At 70.4% G+C, this 15,578-nt stretch carries 14 protein-coding genes; 7 read left to right on the top strand and 7 right to left on the bottom strand.

The window, feature by feature from the left end; translation table 11 throughout:
• Positions 1-181: 181 nt before the first annotated feature.
• Together ABD798_RS26075 and ABD798_RS26070 are read right to left on the bottom strand one after the other, a co-directional pair.
• The gene (locus ABD798_RS26075; RefSeq protein ID WP_344879926.1) at positions 182-1,039 is read right to left on the bottom strand and encodes a hypothetical protein; all 858 of its coding nucleotides are present in this window, start codon (positions 1,037-1,039) and stop codon (positions 182-184) included.
• A gap of 62 nt (positions 1,040-1,101) precedes the next feature.
• Entirely contained in the window at positions 1,102-1,464 is a 363-nt protein-coding gene (locus ABD798_RS26070) for a peptidase inhibitor family I36 protein (RefSeq protein WP_344879923.1), read from the bottom strand.
• 115 nt (positions 1,465-1,579) lie between these two features.
• Between ABD798_RS26070 and ABD798_RS26065 the strand changes: the two genes are divergently transcribed.
• Positions 1,580-4,303, top strand: a complete 2,724-nt coding sequence (locus tag ABD798_RS26065) for an AfsR/SARP family transcriptional regulator (RefSeq protein WP_344879920.1) — start codon at positions 1,580-1,582, stop codon at positions 4,301-4,303.
• A gap of 34 nt (positions 4,304-4,337) precedes the next feature.
• Here the strand turns inward: ABD798_RS26065 and ABD798_RS26060 are convergent, their stop codons facing one another.
• A complete protein-coding gene (locus tag ABD798_RS26060) occupies positions 4,338-5,681 on the bottom strand; it encodes a hypothetical protein (RefSeq protein WP_344879917.1) in 1,344 nt (447 codons plus the stop codon).
• A 338-nt stretch (positions 5,682-6,019) separates the two neighbouring features.
• Here ABD798_RS26060 and ABD798_RS26055 point away from each other — a divergent pair, with 338 nt between their 5' ends.
• A complete protein-coding gene (locus tag ABD798_RS26055; protein ID WP_344879914.1) occupies positions 6,020-6,616 on the top strand; it encodes a MarC family protein in 597 nt (198 codons plus the stop codon).
• Between the two features lie 7 nt (positions 6,617-6,623).
• Here ABD798_RS26055 and ABD798_RS26050 read toward each other — a convergent pair whose 3' ends face one another.
• Positions 6,624-7,604, bottom strand: a complete 981-nt coding sequence (locus ABD798_RS26050) for a helix-turn-helix domain-containing protein (RefSeq protein WP_344879911.1) — start codon at positions 7,602-7,604, stop codon at positions 6,624-6,626.
• 94 nt (positions 7,605-7,698) lie between these two features.
• On the opposite strand from ABD798_RS26050, the gene ABD798_RS26045 reads away from it, so the two are divergent.
• On the top strand, positions 7,699-8,730 hold the full coding sequence (locus ABD798_RS26045; protein WP_344879908.1) for a saccharopine dehydrogenase family protein: 1,032 nt from the start codon (positions 7,699-7,701) through the stop codon (positions 8,728-8,730).
• On the opposite strand, the gene ABD798_RS26040 is transcribed toward ABD798_RS26045, so the two are convergent.
• Positions 8,723-9,889, bottom strand: coding sequence for an FAD-dependent oxidoreductase (locus ABD798_RS26040; protein WP_344879905.1), 1,167 nt, complete (start codon positions 9,887-9,889; stop codon positions 8,723-8,725). The two genes, ABD798_RS26045 and ABD798_RS26040, sit on opposite strands and share 8 nt — an antisense overlap.
• A gap of 85 nt (positions 9,890-9,974) precedes the next feature.
• Here ABD798_RS26040 and ABD798_RS26035 point away from each other — a divergent pair, with 85 nt between their 5' ends.
• The 4 genes from ABD798_RS26035 (at position 9,975) to ABD798_RS26020 (ending at position 13,108) form a co-directional block, all read left to right on the top strand.
• Positions 9,975-10,562 carry a TetR/AcrR family transcriptional regulator gene (locus tag ABD798_RS26035; protein WP_344879902.1) on the top strand — a complete coding sequence of 196 codons (588 nt, stop codon included), beginning with the start codon at positions 9,975-9,977 and terminating at the stop codon, positions 10,560-10,562.
• A 71-nt stretch (positions 10,563-10,633) separates the two neighbouring features.
• Positions 10,634-11,620 (top strand): hypothetical protein, encoded by a 987-nt coding sequence (locus ABD798_RS26030; protein WP_344879899.1) that lies wholly within the window; start codon positions 10,634-10,636, stop codon positions 11,618-11,620.
• Between the two features lie 59 nt (positions 11,621-11,679).
• Positions 11,680-12,072 (top strand): hypothetical protein, encoded by a 393-nt coding sequence (locus ABD798_RS26025; protein ID WP_344879896.1) that lies wholly within the window; start codon positions 11,680-11,682, stop codon positions 12,070-12,072.
• Between the two features lie 106 nt (positions 12,073-12,178).
• Positions 12,179-13,108, top strand: coding sequence for a DUF5829 family protein (locus ABD798_RS26020; RefSeq protein WP_344879893.1), 930 nt, complete (start codon positions 12,179-12,181; stop codon positions 13,106-13,108).
• A gap of 258 nt (positions 13,109-13,366) precedes the next feature.
• On the opposite strand, the gene ABD798_RS26015 is transcribed toward ABD798_RS26020, so the two are convergent.
• Both ABD798_RS26015 and ABD798_RS26010 read right to left on the bottom strand, forming a co-directional pair.
• On the bottom strand, positions 13,367-14,251 hold the full coding sequence (locus tag ABD798_RS26015) for a DUF1444 domain-containing protein (protein WP_344879890.1): 885 nt from the start codon (positions 14,249-14,251) through the stop codon (positions 13,367-13,369).
• A 9-nt stretch (positions 14,252-14,260) separates the two neighbouring features.
• Complete coding sequence (locus tag ABD798_RS26010) at positions 14,261-15,568, bottom strand: aspartate aminotransferase family protein (protein WP_344879887.1); 1,308 nt, start codon at positions 15,566-15,568, stop codon at positions 14,261-14,263.
• Positions 15,569-15,578 lie beyond the last annotated feature (10 nt).

Raw genomic sequence — 15,578 nt, 5'->3', positions numbered from 1 at the left:
CATGCCTCTAAAGAATGAATTCCCAGGCGCCCAAAATCCCGAAAAGCCCCACGCTGGAACGCAAGACGCCAACAAAACCGAGGCTTTACCTGGGGTGCGCGTGCCATACGCTTCCGCGAGGGCCGGGTGTTCTATCCCGTGCCCCTGTAAGGCCCAGGGGCACGCGCAAGGGGCCCCCAGGTCAAGCCGACCCCACGCTGGGAAATGGCGACCCCACGCCAGAAACGCGCAAAGCTTCACCCAACAACGCATGAGCCTGCACAACAGCACCCGAATTATCGCCCAACCAGCGCCGCACAATTCGATCCGCCGCCGCCTCCCGAACCGCGTGCAACCGCGTAACCCCCCGACACTCGGCATCAGCCGTCGCCACGGCGATCTCCTCAGCCGGACGTTTCTTCGCCAGCGCCACGGCTTCGGCCGGAGCCGCGACCCTGTGACCCTTCGTGCCCATGCACTTTGCGTAGGACTCGTACGCCGCAACGACCTCCGGATCTCTGTCCGCGCCGCTCGCCTGTCGTTGAGCCAGCTCGGCGGTGTAGAAGACAGTGAGAAAGTTCGCGACCGAGCCGTAGAGCTGTTTCCGTGCGCTGCCAACACATCCGCCGGAGGACGCGGCCGTCTCGAAGCCCCCGGCGAGGGTCACGCGGACGTCGGTGCCGGTGTCTCCGCGCAGCAGATCGTTGAAGCGTTCCCTGGTTTCGGGCGGCAGTGCTTCCGCGTGCGCCTCGACCGGGCCCTGGCGCGGCGGAGGGATCATCACCGAGTCCGGGTAGCCCTCGCGGCGCGCGTCTTCCAGGCGCAGCGGAGCTGAGGCTCGGACGAGCCCCACGACGGGGCGGTCCTCACGCGGCGGCGGAACGTCCGGATAGGACAGCCCGGCGCGGCGCATGCACTCGCCGATCTGCCGGTTCTCCGCCACGTCGAGCGACGCGGGCCGGTCGACGAGTTCGCGGAGCTGGTCGGCGACGGGCTTGCCGGGCGTGCCGCCGCAGGCCGTGATCAGTACGAGCAGGGCCGCTACCAGAGCAGATCGCATCACTGCCATGTCCTCCCACGAGAGCGAGGGGGCGCCGCCACGGCACCCCCTCGCGCACCCGGCTACTTGACGTCGAATTTGTCGATCTTGTCGTTCGCGCCGCCGAGCGTGCTGGCGTCGGTGTACTTCGCCCACTTGAAGACGTCGTCGCCGATGCCCAGGCGCAGGTTGACGCCGACCCACAGGTTGCCGGTGTTGTTGGAGCCCGACGATGTCCTGTCGTTGACCACGTCGACGGTGTCCCCCCGCCCGGCCCTGGAGTGGACGAGGACGGCTCCGCCGAAGTTGATGTGCTCGTAGGCGCAGAAATGCCCGGCTTCGCACTTCAGCTTCGCGGGCGCGGCGGAGGCCGGGGCGACGGCGGAGAGCAGGCCCGCGGTGGCCAGCGCGGAGACCGCGAATGCGTTGAGAACTCGTGTTTTCATGGTTGTTCCCCTCGGTGGGTCGTGGAGCTGCGCACACCGTGGGACCTCTATCGTGTGGAACGCTTGCGAGATTCTGCAAAGCGCAGGTCGGAGCGTGACAAGGGGGCGTCCAGGGGTGTTGCGCTTGTTGGGCGAGGTGGCCGCGGACGGGAACGGGCGGCCGGTGGACCTCGGTCCCGCCAAGCAGCGGCTGGTGCTGGCCGCGCTGGCCGCCGACGCCGGTCGGGTGGTTCCCGCCGACCGCCTCGCCGTGCGGGTCTGGGGCGAGGACGTGCCCCGCCGCGCCAGGGCGACGCTGCACAGCTACATCTCCCGGCTGCGCCAGGCACTCGACGGCGTCGACGACGTGCTGATCGAACGGCGTCCCAGCGGCTACGCGTTGATCAGCGATTCCGTTGACCTGCAACGGTTTCGAGCCCTGCGCGCGGAGGCGGCCAGCCAGGGCGACGACGTGCGGGCGGAGCGGCTGCTGACCGAAGCGCTCCAGCTGTGGCGCGGGGAGGCGCTGACCGGCGTCGAGGGGGAGTGGGCCGAGGACGAGCGCGCACGGCTGGAGCGGGAACGGCTCACCGCGCGGCGCGACCTGGTCGACGTGAGGCTGCGCCTGGGACAGGGGGAGCAGCTCGTGGTCGAGCTGGCCGCGCTCGCGACGGAGCACCCGCTGGACGAGCACGTCGCCGACCAGTACATGCGGGCGCTGCACCAGGCCGGGCGGACCGCCGACGCGCTGGAGCACTACCGCGTCGTGCGCCAACGCCTGGTCGAGGAGCTGGGCGCCGACCCCGGCACCGCGTTGCAGGAGCTGCACCGGAGGCTGCTGGCCGCCGACCCCGACCTGGCCGCCACATCCGCCGCGCGCGTCGTCCCGCGTCAGCTTCCCGCAGCGCCCGCGCCGTTCGTGGGGCGCGACGACGAGCTGGACCGCTTGGGGCACAAGGAAAGGATCTCCGTGATCGCCGGGGCGGGCGGGATCGGCAAGACCTGGCTCGCGCTGCACTGGGCCCATCGGCACGCCGCGCACTTCCCCGATGGCCAGCTGTTCGTGGACCTGCGCGGCTTCAGCCCGGACAACGCGCCGATGGAACCCGCCGTCGCCGTGCGCGGATTCCTCGGCGCGCTCGGCGTCGACCCGAGCCAGATCCCCGCCGACCCGCACGCGTGCTCGGCCCTGTTCCGCAGCCTGATCGCGGAGCGGCGCATGGTGGTGGTGCTGGACAACGCCGTCGACACCGCCCACGTGTCGCCGCTGCTGCCCGGCAGCGAGCTGTGCAAGGTCGTCGTCACGAGCCGCAACCGGCTCACCGGGCTCGTCACGGGCCACGGCGCGCACCACGTGCCCTTGAACGTTCTGTCCGATGTGGAGGCTCACGGCCTCGTGCGTGACCGGCTCGGCGCGGCCAGGACTTCGGCCGAGCACGGCGCGGTCGACCGGCTTGTGGCTCTGTGCGGCGGTTTTCCCTTGGCGCTGACCATCGTCGCGGCGCACGCGCAGACCCGCCCGCAGCTCCCGCTCTCCGCGCTGGCCGACGAGCTGCACGACCTCGGGCTGAGCGCGCTGGAGGACGAAGACTCCACCGCGAGCCTGCCCAGCGTGCTGTCGTGGTCCTACCACGCGCTCACGCCCGAGGAGGCGAACGCGTTCGGGCTGCTCGGTGCCGCGCCTGGTCCGGACATCAGCGTGCACGCCGCCGCGTCGCTGCTCGGCCTGCCGGTGAAGGCCACGCGGACGTTGCTGCGCGGACTGGAACAGGCTTCGCTGATCAGCCAGGACGCGCGCGGGCGCTTCGGCATGCACGACCTGGTCCGGCGCTACGCGGCCGAGATCGGGGGAGAGCTGCCCGAGGACGCGCTGCGCCGGCTCGTCGACTTCCACCTGCACACCGCCTACGCGTGCGACCGCGTGCTGCTGCCGTTCCGCCCGCCCGTCGAGCTCGACCCGCCCGCGCCCGGCACACACGTGCAGCCGCCGGTGGAGCGCGCGGCGGCGCTGCTGTGGTTCACCGCCGAACACGAGTGCGTGCTCGCTCTCCAGCAGGCGACGGCCGAGCGGGGGTGGCACCTCAGCACGTGGCGGATCGCGTGGACGCTCAACACGTTCGTGCAAGTGAGCCTGCTGCACCGCGATTGGCTCACGGTCTGGGAGGCCGCTTCGGAAGCCGCCGAGCACCTGGACGACCCGATGACCCGCGTGCTCGCCCTGCAGTACCTCGGGCTCGCGCACGCCAGCCTCGGGCGTACGGGGGAGGGGATCGGCCACCTCCAGCAGGCGCTCTCCCTCGCCGCTGAGCACGACGACGCCCAGCAGGGGCACATCCACCGCGCGCTGTCCCGAGCCTGCGAGCAGCAGGGGGACGATGTCGTGGCGATGGAGCACGCCAGGCAGGCGCTGCACTTCTACCGCGCGCTCGGCGATCCCGTGTGGAAGGCCATCGGCCTCAACTGCTACGGGTGGGACCTGGCCAAGTTCGGTCGTCTCGACGAGGCGAGGCAGCACTGCCGAGAGGCGTTGGAGCTGTTCCGGCAATGGGTGCCGTCCCCGGAACAGGCCAACACGTTGGACAGCCTCGGCTTCATCGAGCTGGGCGCGGGCAACCACGAGGAATCGATCGCCTACTACCGGCAAAGCCTTGCGCTGTACCGAGAACTCGGCAACCGGCTCGGCATCGCCGACCCCTTGGAAGGGCTCGGCAAGGCTTACGCAGCGTCCGGAAGGCCCGATCGGGCCCGCGAGGCGTGGCAGGAGGCGGTGGAGCTGTTCACCCAGTTCGGGCGGGAGCAGGACGCGCGGCGCATGCGCGAGCACATCGAGGTCCTCGACCGCGCCGGTCTGACGAACTGAGCCGGGCCCACCGCGCGGCGGACCCGGCTCACGCTCAGATGATCTTGTAGGGGATCAGCACCATGCTGTAGGGCTCGCCGTTCTTCGCCGGGGCGTAGGCGGAGAGGTCGATGCGCAGCTTGGCGTTCTCACACTGCTTCTCCGTCGTGCACAGGTCGGCCTTCGTGGCGTTGACGACGACGTCCACGACCAAGGGGGTGTTCGCCGTCACCGTGAGGTGCTGTTCCTTGTCGGTGCGGCACTCCCAGTAGGGGATGGCATCCGGCTTCGCGTTGGCGCACTTCGCGGTCGCCTTGAGACTGCCGGAGAGGTAGTACCTGACGGCGGTCGCGGTGAAACCCTCGGGCGTGGTGAGCGCGAGGGGCGCGATCGTCGTGTCGTTGGAGCCGACCGGATCCCCCTGCTTCGGGACGACGTCCTTCGTGCGGAGGCCGACGACGTTGTCCGTGGGCCGGAGCATGATCGTGAGTATCTGCTCGCCCGTCTTGCCCTTGGCCTGCAGGACCGCCTTGGTGCCGCCCGCCTCCCACTGCGCGCCGATCTTGGCGATCTCGTGCTTGCGGAAGTCCTCGACGGTGAGCGGTTTGCGGCTGTCGGTCGGGGAGCTCATCCACTCGAACAGCGCCTTGCCCAGCGCGTAGGCGGCCAGCACGGCGTTGATGCCCGCGCCGATCAACGGGTTCGCGATGACGACGATCGAGGCGACGAGCGCGATCGACCCGACCATGATGTCCTCGAAGGTCGCGTCCTCCTTGTTGACCGTCTGGAGGAAGCTGGCCGCGGCCCCGATGACGGGGATGATCCCGACCGCCGCCACCACCTTGTCGGTCGTCGTGGACTTCGAGTCCATGAGCGTGAACGCGGTGTTGGCGGCCCACAGCGCGGCGCCGCCCTTGGACGGCGCGGCGTTCTTCAGGTACGCCTTGCCGGGCTTGGTCTTGGCGAAGGAGTCGTGCTTCTCGACCTTCTTCAGCACGTGGTCGGTGACGGTCTTCTTGACCGTGGCGGCGCTCGTCTTGTCGATCTTGAGGCCCTTGGCGGCGTCCTTCAGGTCGGAGTTGGCGATGCTGCTGGCCAACTGCTTGCCGTTGTCGAAGACGCCCTTGACCGACTTCTTCGCGTCCGCGTCGGACTTGTCGGTGAGCTTGCCCTTGGGGTCCTTGTCCTTGACGAGTTCGCAGAAGGAGAAGGTCGCGTTCCTGACGCAGTCCGCGCGCAGCCGGAACACCAGGACGGTCGCCGCTCCGTCGCTGAGCTCGTTCTGCTCGGCGGCTCTCGTCCGCTGCTGTTGCGCGCTGGCGAGCCCGGAGGAGGCTCCCGACAGGACGGTCAGGATCGCCAGCACGGCGACGCACAGCTTTCCGCGTATGAGCACCATGATCAGGAGCGTGGACCGCCGCCCGGACCGAGGACAAGATCAGCCGCTCGGAGGTGTCGGGGGCACCGGAACGAGGGACGCGGAGGCCACGCACCGTTCGCCCGGACGGCCGGGCCGCGTCGGGTGGGTTCGGGGTTCGCCGGTCTTCAAGACCACCCAACCCCCACCTCAACCGTCTTCAACGACAGCAAACCACGCAACGCCACCGGGTTTGCGGCTGTTAACGATGATCAACAGGAGGGTTTGCCGGTCTTGAAGACACCCCGGCCCTCGACGGCCACTCGCGGGCGCGCCGGTTCGAATAGCGGAGTTCGCGCACCCGCACGACCATTGCGGCCATGAAGTTCGTCGAGGCGTTCAGCATCCTCATCGCCGTCGTCGGTCCGCCGAAGATCCTGCTGGCCTTCGTCAGCGACACCGAGCACGTGGACTCCCGTCGCCGCTGGCGCGTCGCGCTGACCACGACGGCGATGGCGCTCGGCACGGGGCTCTTCGTGATCGTGGCCGGGCGCCTGCTCATCCAGGTGTTCCACATCAGCGGCGGCGCGCTGATGCTCGCCAGCGGGGTGATCCTGTTCGTGCACGCGCTCGACCTCGTGCTGGACCGGCGTCCGCATTCGCACGGGGAGGACCGCACCGGCGGCACGCACGAGCTGGCGACCGCGTACTACGCCAACCCCGTCGCGGTGGCGTACCTGTTCCTGATGGCGGACGCGAGCACCCTGCCGTCGAGCCTGCCCCTCGCCGGGGCCTACGTCGCGGTGATCGGGCTCGACTTCGTCGCGATCCTGGTGCTCGGCATCCTGCTGCGCTACGTGAAGATGACCTACGCGTGGGTGCTCGTCCGCGTCCTCGGCGTGCTGCTGGCCGCGCTGGGCGTCGACCTGATCATCACGGGCCTCGAACAGCTGAACGTCCTCGAACCGGTGCAGTGACCACCGGTCAGCTGGCGATGCGGGCGGCGTCGGCGCGTTCGTGGAAGGCGCGGCGGTAAGCGCTCGGCGGGACTCCGACGATGCGCGCGAAGTGGGCGCGCAGGCTCGCGGCCCCACCGAAACCGCAGTTGTCGGCGATCCAGCCGATGGGCCGGTCGCTGGTCTCCAGGAACTGCTGCGCGCGCCGAACCCGTTGCCGCAGAAGCCATTGCAGCGGTGACATGCCGAGCGCCTCGGCGAAGCGGCGTTCGACGGTGCGCACGCTGACCTTCGCCCGCTCGGCCAGATCGGTGGTGGTCAGCGGCAGGTGCAGGTGCTCGTCGGCCCAGTCGAGCAACGCGGCCAGCCAGTCCTCGCGGAGCGCGGGCGCCGCCGGGCGGTGGTACTGCGACTGGCCGCCGTCGCGGTGCGGTTGCGTGACCAGGCGGCGGGCCAGCTCGGCGGCCACCGCGGCGCCGTGGTCGATCCGCACCACGTGCAGGCACGCGTCGATCCCGGCGACGGTCCCGGCCGAGGTGATCACGTTGGCGTCCTCGACGTAGAGCACGGTCGCGTCGACGCGCACGGCGGGATAGCGCCGCGCCAGCTCGTCCGCGTGCAGCCAGTGCGTCGTCGCCCGGCGCCCGTCGAGCACCCCGGCGGCGGCCAGCACGAAGGCGCCGGAGCAGATCGACAGGATGCGGATGCCGCGCCGGTGGGCCTCGCGGACGAGTTCGACCAGCTCGGCCGGCGGGTTGTCGTGCACGTTCTCGCAGGCCGGGACCACGAGCGTGTCCACATCGGCGAGGTCGAGGCCACCGTCGGTCGGCGCGAGGGTGAAGCCGGGGCTCAGCCGCACAGCCCCGGTGCCGACGGGGACGACCGAGAACCGGTACCACGGGTCGGCCAGGTGCGGGCGGTCCACGCCGAAGATCTGGCACGGGACCGCCGCCTCGAAGATCGGCATGGCGTCGGTGACGGCCATGACGACGCGATGGGGCCTGCGCATGACGCGAACCTAGCGCACGGTGTCGCTGTGCACGGTGTTCCTCCGCGCCCCGGGCCAGCACGATCTCATCAAGCTCAGAACACGAGGAGATGAGATGACGAAGCCGGTGGTCGCGGTGTTCGGTGCCTACGGGCACACCGCCAAGTTCGTGACGGCGGAGCTGCTGGGGCGCGGGTTCACCCCCGTGCTGTCCGGGCGCGACGCCGCGAAGCTCGCCGAGGTCGCGGGTGGCCTGGAGGCGCGGGTCGCCTCCGCCGACGACCCCGCCTCGCTCGATCGCGCGCTCGCCGGGGCCGTCGCGGTGATCAACTGCGCGGGGCCGTTCGGGGACACCGCGCCGCCGCTGATCGAGGCCGCGCTGCGCGCCGGGATCCACTACCTCGACGTCACCGGCGAGACCCTGGTGGCGATCGACACCTTCGACACCTACCGCCAGGACCCCGGGGTGAAGGAGTCGGGCATCGTGATCGCGCCGGTGATGGCCTTCTACGGTGCGCTCGGCGACCTGCTCGCGACCGCCGCGCTGGGGGAGTGGGCCAGCGCCGACGAGGTCTCCGTCGCCGTCGCGCTCGACAGCTGGCAGCCGACGCGCGGCACGCTGCTCGCGGGTGCGCGCCGAGCTGGGCGCCGGGTGGTCTACGCCGACCACCAGCTGAGCGTGCGGCCCGGTGACGAGCCGCAGCCGAAGTCGACGTGGACCTTCCCCGCCCCGTTCGGCACCCAGGACGTCGTCGGCGAGTTCTCCACCACCGACGTCGTCACGATCGCCCAGCACCTGGACACCGAGCGCATCACCTCCTTCATCAACACCACTCCGCTCAAGGACTTCGTCGACCCTTCGCCCGACGGTCCCGAGGCGGTGGACGCCAGTGGTCGTTCCGCACAGGTGTTCGTGGTCGAAGTCGTTGTGCGACGCGGAGAAACGACTCGGCGGGTCTTCGCGCGGGGCCGCGACATCTACGCGTTCACCGCCCCGATCGTGGTGGAGGCGACCTCGCGGATCTTGTCCGGCCGCGCGCTGACGAGCGGTGCCGTGACCGCCGGAGAACTGTTCGACGCCAAGGACTTCCTGCGTTCCCTGCCCTTCGACGAGCTGTCCTTGGGCGAGCCGTCCGACCTCAGCTGAGCGGCTTCGGCTGGTTCGCGCGCTGCACGGAGCGCCGGACCAGCCCACGCAGTCCCGGCAGCTGGATCGCGCGGATCACCAGGTCGCGGGCGAACACGTGCGCTCGCGTGGGCGGGGCGAACTGGCTGATTCCTTTGCGGGCCAAGGCTTGGCGTTTGCGAACTTCGGGGCGCAGCCGGGATTCCCAGAGCGCGAGCGCGGTCGGGACGTCGTGCTCCGCCAGCGCGATGCCGAGCTGGTCGGCGCCGGTGAGCGCGAGCGCGGCGCCGTAGCCCGCGAACAGCGTCACGCACCACGCGGCGTCGCCGAGCAGCACGACCCGCCCACGGCTCCACGAGTCCATCGCGATCTGGCTGACCGAGTCGAAGTACGCGCCGTCGCCGACCTGGGCGAGGACCTCCGGGAACGCCCCGCCCAGGTCAGCGAACGCCTCGCCCAGAGCTTGAGCGGGGCCGCGCGCCAGCTCGGTCGCGGTGTCCGCGCGGTGGTAGGCGAAGAACGCGGACGAACTGCCCGGCCCGAGGTTGACCACGGCGGCCGTGCGGCGCGGGCCGATGAACGTGGCGCTCGCGCCGTCGGGGACCTCGCGCGGTAACCGGCTCAATGGGAAAGCCCCGACGAGGTGGTCCATGTCCACGCGGAAGTCGGCTTCGGAGCCGAACACGACCTCGCGCACGCCGGAGTGCAGACCGTCCGCGCCCACGAGGAGATCGGCGCGCTCGGTCGTCCCGTCGCTGAGCACGACATCGACGCCTCCAGAGTCCTGCGAGACGCCCACAACCGTTGTGCTGAAACGGATCTCGACGTGGTCGCACACAGCCTCGTACAGCACGGACTCCAGATCGCCACGGAAAACGGTCAGCGCGCGCGGGCCCACGGCGGCTTCGGCGAGCGCGGCGGGCACGGTGAACTTCTGGCTCCCGTCGGGCCGCACGATGAGCGCGGTGAACAGGCCCAGATCGCGCGGGGTGAGCGCGGGCAGCAGGCCCATTCGCTCGACCGCGTCGTAGCCGTGGCCGAGCAGGTTGACCATGTAGCCGCTGCTGCGCCTGGCCGGGGCGCGCTCGACCACGAGCACCTGCCACCCGGCCCTGCTCAACCGGAGCGCGGTGGCCAGCCCGGCGATCCCCGCCCCTGCCACCACCAACTTCTTCGTCACTGCGGCTACCTCCCAGTATGAACGCGTGTTCAAACTGAGTATGAACACGTGCTCATACTGGGCGCAAGTCCCGTAGACTCGGCGAATGCCCAGAGGAGTCGCCATCCCGGAGGTCCGGCAGCAGCTGTTCGCCGCCGTCGAGCGGGTGATCGCCAGGGACGGGCCGGGCAGGCTCAGCGGGCGCGCCGTCACCGCCGAAGCCGGGGTTGCGACCGGCCTGCTGCACGCGCACTTCGCCGATCTCGACGGGTTCCTGGCCGCCTACGCCGTCGACCGCGCCTTCCTGGTGTCGGCCGGAGCGGGGGCGCTGGCGGAGCGCGTCGGCACGGGCGAGGTCGCCGGCAACCTGTGTGAAGCGATCACCGCGACGCCGCCGTCGACGCTCGGCACGTTGGCCAAACTCCTTGTCGCACGGCCAGAATTGGCTGCTCGGGTGCACGCCGTTCTCGGTGACAGGACCGCCGGTCTCGACGCGATCGAGCACGCCGCCGCCACCTACCTCGCCGCGGAGCGCAAGCGCGGACGCATCCCGGCTCACGCGTCCCCCGAGGCGCTGGCCCTGGCGGTGGTCGGCGCCCTGCACCACCTCGTGCTGACCGCGCCCGACGACGTCCACGCGCGCCTGCGCCACGTGATCACCGCGCTCCTCGGCGCTCCCGCGAGGAGGTCCTGAGGGATCGGCCGTTGGCATATATCGGGGGACGATATATAGTCGGTCGTGTGTTCAGGAGAGCGAGGAACGGCATGACCGTGGTCCCGACGATGCTGGAACGGCGTTACCGCAGGATGCTCGTGGTGCTGCCGAAGTGGTACCGGGCCGAGCGCGAGGAGGAGATGGTCGCGGCCTTCCTCGACGACGCCGAGGGGAACACCGGGAACTGGCCGGGGTGGGGCGAGTTCGGCAGCCTCCTCGCGCTGTCGGCGCGCACGCGTTGGCCCGGCACGACGGGCAGCCCGCGAGCCCTCGTCAAGGGCCAGGTCGTCCGCCTCGTCGCGTTGCTGGGACTGCTGTTCGTCTCGACCGTCTCCGTGATGTTCGGCCTGCTGCGCTTGTTCCCCGAACTGTCAGGGCACTACGAGCCGGGAATGGCGGAGGGCACGGCGGCGTGGCAGTGGTACGACGTGGCCTGGGTCGGCTTCTGGTCGCTGTCGTTGGTCACGTTCCTCGCCTTGCTCAGCGGGGCGCGCCTGGTAGCGCGGATGGCGGCTGGCCTGTCCCTGGCGGCCGTGGTGTCGTTGACCGTCGACACGGTGATCAGCGGGGAGGACCTCTCCGGCTACACGTTGGTGTTTTGCGCGAGCAGTGCGCTGTACACCGTGTGCGTCTTCGCCGGGTTCCACTCCGACGCGCCGCAGGTGCGGGTGCGGTGGTGGTTGGTGGCGCTCGCCGGTCTCGTCGTGACCTACATCGGGATGACCTGGCTGCCCTACGGGCTCTTCCACGCCGCGATCGCGGTGGCTGCCGTGGTGTACGTGATCGGGTACTACCTGAAGGCGTGGCGGATGAGCGCCGCTTGGTCGCTCGCCTCCGCCGTCATCTTCGGTCTGGAGGCGGCCGAGGAGTTGGCGGCCGCGCCCGCCTACATCTTCGACAGGGTGGTACCGATGCTCGGGACCCCGCTCGCTCTTGTCGAGGCTGCCGCGCTGGTGGTGCTGGCGCTGTGGTTGTGGGCGCAGGCGGTGAAGGCGCTGCCCGCGCGGGAGCGGAGCCCGCTGCGCATGGCCGCGTGAACTCGATCTTTGCGCGGGGTGCTTGCCTCCCCGCGTGAGTAGGCGCTTCACTGGCTCGCATGCGACGCTCCCGCCTGCCTATCCCGGCGGCGTTCGGTTTCCCGCTCGGCGCGGCGTTGGCCCTGGTGGTGACCAGCATCGTCGCCGCGACCGGAGCGGCTCCGCTGTCGCTGATCGCCATGGTCGTGGTGGTCGACAGCATCGCCGTGCTGTCGACCTTCCGCGCGGCCATGCCCACCGTCGCGGTGTGCTGGGGCCTGCACAGCACGTTCATGATCGGCGAGTACGGGGTGCTCACCCTGAGCGCGGAGACCGGCAACAACGCGCTCGTGCTCACACTGTGCGCGATCACCGCGCTGGCCTTCGCCTCCACGCTGCGCCCGAACGGCAAGCTGCTGCACCAGCGCTGGTACCACCCGCGCGCCTGGCGGATCCCCGAGCAGCGCAGGTAGGGACTGGGCCGGTCAGATCAAGCGCGTGCGGCCCAAGGGACCAGCCCGCGCGCGCTTTCGGCGAAGCCGCCCCGAAAGCGGCTCGCGCGTCCCTATCCTCCGGCTCATGCTGATTCGCCGGAAGTCGCGGATGCTCGTGGTCCTCGCCATGACCCTCGCGGGCTCTCTCCTCGGGAGCCTCACGGGCGTGGCGGCGCAGACATCGTCCTCCGGACGGCAGTTGCTGTTCTACAACCACGCCTACGGGGTGTTCGACCGGGAGACCGCCGACGCGGTCGAGCACTCGGCCTACCTCAAGGACTTCGCCAACTTCCAGGTCCGCACCACCACCGGAGCGGGCGGGTCGAAGTGGACCGGGCGCTACCTGATGGGCAGGCAGACCTACCTGGAGGTGTTCGGCGTCGGCGACCTGCCCGGCGCGGACGGCACGATCGGGCGCGCGGGGCTGGCGGTCTCCGCCGAGCGCGCCGGAGACCTCCCGACGGTGCTCAACCGGTTGCGGGACCAGGGAATCACTGATCCGGTGGTGTTCCGCCAGACCCGCGACTTCGGCGACGGGATTCCGGTTCCGTGGTTCGACGGCGTCTTCACCAGCGCCCAGTACGACGCCTTCGGGGCTTGGGGGATGGAGTACCTGCCGGAGTACTTCGCCGACCCGAGGAGCAAGACCGAACCGGCCGCGTTCCCGGGCGACGTGGGTCGTGAGCGCTACCTGTCAGACGACTACGCGAAGCACCTCATGCGCGATGTGACGGACATCAGGATCGCGATGACCGCGCGCGACCTCGCCAACACCGTGCCGCTGCTGCGCTCCGGCGGCTTCGCGCTGCACCCGGTCGCGGGCGGCGGCACCGTCGCGCAGCGCGGAGGCACCACGATCCGGCTCGACGTCGCCGCGCTGGGCCAGGTCGGCCTGCGCGAGGTGGGGATGTCGCTCAACCGACCCGTCACGCGCCACGAAGAACGGCTCGGGCGGTCCACCCTCGTCGTCGGCCCCGGTCCCCGCGCCGTGTGGTCCTTCGACGCCAGGCGCTAGCGAGCGCCGAGCGGCACCGGGAAACGCAGCTCAACCGCTCACAGGACAGGTCCTAGGGCCTGTCCTGCGAGTCATCGGGTTCGCCGGTCTTCAAGACCACCCAACCCCCGCCCCGGCCGTCTTCAACGACAGCAAACCCCGCAAGACCGCAGGGTTTGCGGCGGTTAGCGATGATCAACAGGGGGGTTTGGTGGTCTTGAAGACATCCCAACCCCGGCGGCACTGGGAGGCGCAGCTCAACCGCTCACAGGACGCGTCCTAGTCGGGCATGAGGCGGCGGAACATGTCGGCGAACCCGCCGTCGACGTGGATCTCGATGCTGCCCTCGGCCTCGTCGTGCCGGGTCAGCTGCTGGAACTCGCCCTTGTTCCACCAGTGCACGTGCGGGCTGAGCGGCCCCGCCTCCGTGCTGTGGCCACTGATCGCCATGCCCGCCATGGCGTTCAGCGACTCGACGAAGCCCTGGTCGCGCGGTACGTGGTACAGCAGCTGGTTGCGGAAGGGCATCGCGACGAGCACGCCGTTGGGCAGCTCCCGCTCGCCCGTCGTGCGCTGGACGACCTCGTCGAGCACGAGCGCGGTCGAGGCCACGTACACCGACCCCGCGAGGACCTGGACGCCGTCGATCTCCGTGCGGTGGTCGGGAACCACGGCCCGGAGGTTGCGCAGACCGGCCTCGCGCAGGACGTCGAGGCCGTGCCGTCGCACGCGGTCGTCGTTGTACAGGGCCACGGTCTCCGGCAGGTCGAGCGCGAGCAGCTCGGTCACGCCGGGAAACGCCTCGCGCCCGTAGCCGAGCCAGTCCACGTCGGGCAGCGCGGCGTTCTCGTAGAGCCGGAGGTAGGTGCGGGAGAGCAGGTCCTCGGTGGGCACGTCGAACTCGTCGGGCCCCTTCATGGCGGCCCGCAGCGTCGAGACGTGGCGCTCGACGGCCTCCGTCCAGTCCTTCACCGGAAGGCCGCTCACGTTGCGGGACAACGCGTCCAGGCCGTACACGACGTCGTCGGAGTCCACGAAGTGATCGCCGTGGAGGGTCACCTCGTGTCCCGCCTTGGTGGCGACGCTCTTCACGAGAACGCGCAGCATCCTCGCCTGGTTGACGGTCAACGCGGGCAGCGCCTGGTCCTTGTCGTTGCTCAGCACGCCGCGACCCTAGACGAACTCCCCGACAGGAACCTCCCCCAGCGCGCGGTCCAGCACGGCCAGGCCCGTCGACAGCTCCTCCTCGGTGCTCGTCAACGGTGGTGCGATGCGGAAAACCCCGCCCATGCCGGGAAGCTGGACGATGTTCATGTGCAGCCCGAGCTCCAGGCAGCGGCGCGTCACCCAGCGGCCCAGCTCGTCGGAGCCGCGCTTGGACTCGCGGTCCAGCACCAGCTCCAAGCCCTGGAACAACCCGCGCCCGCGCACGTCGCCGACGATCTCGTGCTCGGCGCGCAGCTTCTCCAGGCCTTCGCGCAGGTGCGCGCCGGACTCGGCCGCGCGGGTGGCCATGTCGTCACGGGTCAGCACGTCGAGCACGGTGTTGCCGACCGCGGCGACGAGCGGGTCGGAGACGTGCGTGGTGAAGAACAGGTAGCCGAGTTCGTGCGCGCGCTCCTCGATCTCCGCGCTGGTGATCACCGCGGCGAGCGGGAGCCCGGCCCCGAGGGTCTTCGACAGCGTGAGGATGTCCGGGACGATGCCGGAGCGCTCGAAGGCGTACCAGTCGCCGGTGCGGCACAGGCCCGTCTGCGCCTCGTCGGCGATGAGCAGCATCCCGCGCTCGCGGCACTTGGCGTGCAGCGCGGCCAGGTAGCCCTCCGGCGGGACGATCAAGCCCCCGGAGCTGACGATCGGCTCGACGATGCACGCGGCGAGGCTGCCGACGGACTGCGCGTCCACGAGGTCGAAGGCGAAGTCCAGCTGTCGCCGCCAGTCCAGCTGCCCGTCGGCGTCGACGAAGTCCGGGCGGTAGGGGTTGGGCGTGGGGATGGCGATGTTGCCCGGCACCGGCGGGCCGTAGCCGCGCCTGCCCGCCGAGTAGGTCGCGTTCACCGCGGCCTGGGTCATGCCGTGCCAGGAGCGGCTGAAGGAGACGATCTCGAACTTGCCGGTGACGAGCTTGGCGAGCCGGATCGCGGCCTCGTTGGACTCCGCGCCGGTGGACAGCAGCAGCACCTTCTCCAGCGGGTCCGGCAACGTCTCGGCCAGCCGCCGGGACAGCTCGACCACCGGGCGGGAGAGCATGCCGCTGTAGAGGTGGTCGAGCTTGCCGATGCCCTCGCGCACGGTGGCCACGATCTCCGGGTGCGAGTGGCCGAGGATCGCGCTCATCTGCCCGGAGGTGAAGTCCAGGACGCGCCGCCCGTCCTCGGTCACCACGTGGCTGCCCTCGGCCCGGTCGATGATCTCCGGGGTGAAACCGCCGCCGTAGCGCAGCACGTGCCGGTCGACGTCGCTCCAGAAACTGTTCGCCATGCGGATCACG

Origin of the sequence: Allokutzneria multivorans (genome assembly GCF_039537405.1) — a bacterium.
Taxonomy (GTDB): domain Bacteria; phylum Actinomycetota; class Actinomycetes; order Mycobacteriales; family Pseudonocardiaceae; genus Allokutzneria; species Allokutzneria multivorans.
Note: the sequence above shows the minus strand (reverse complement) of the source record. Positions and strands in the feature narration are given on the sequence as shown.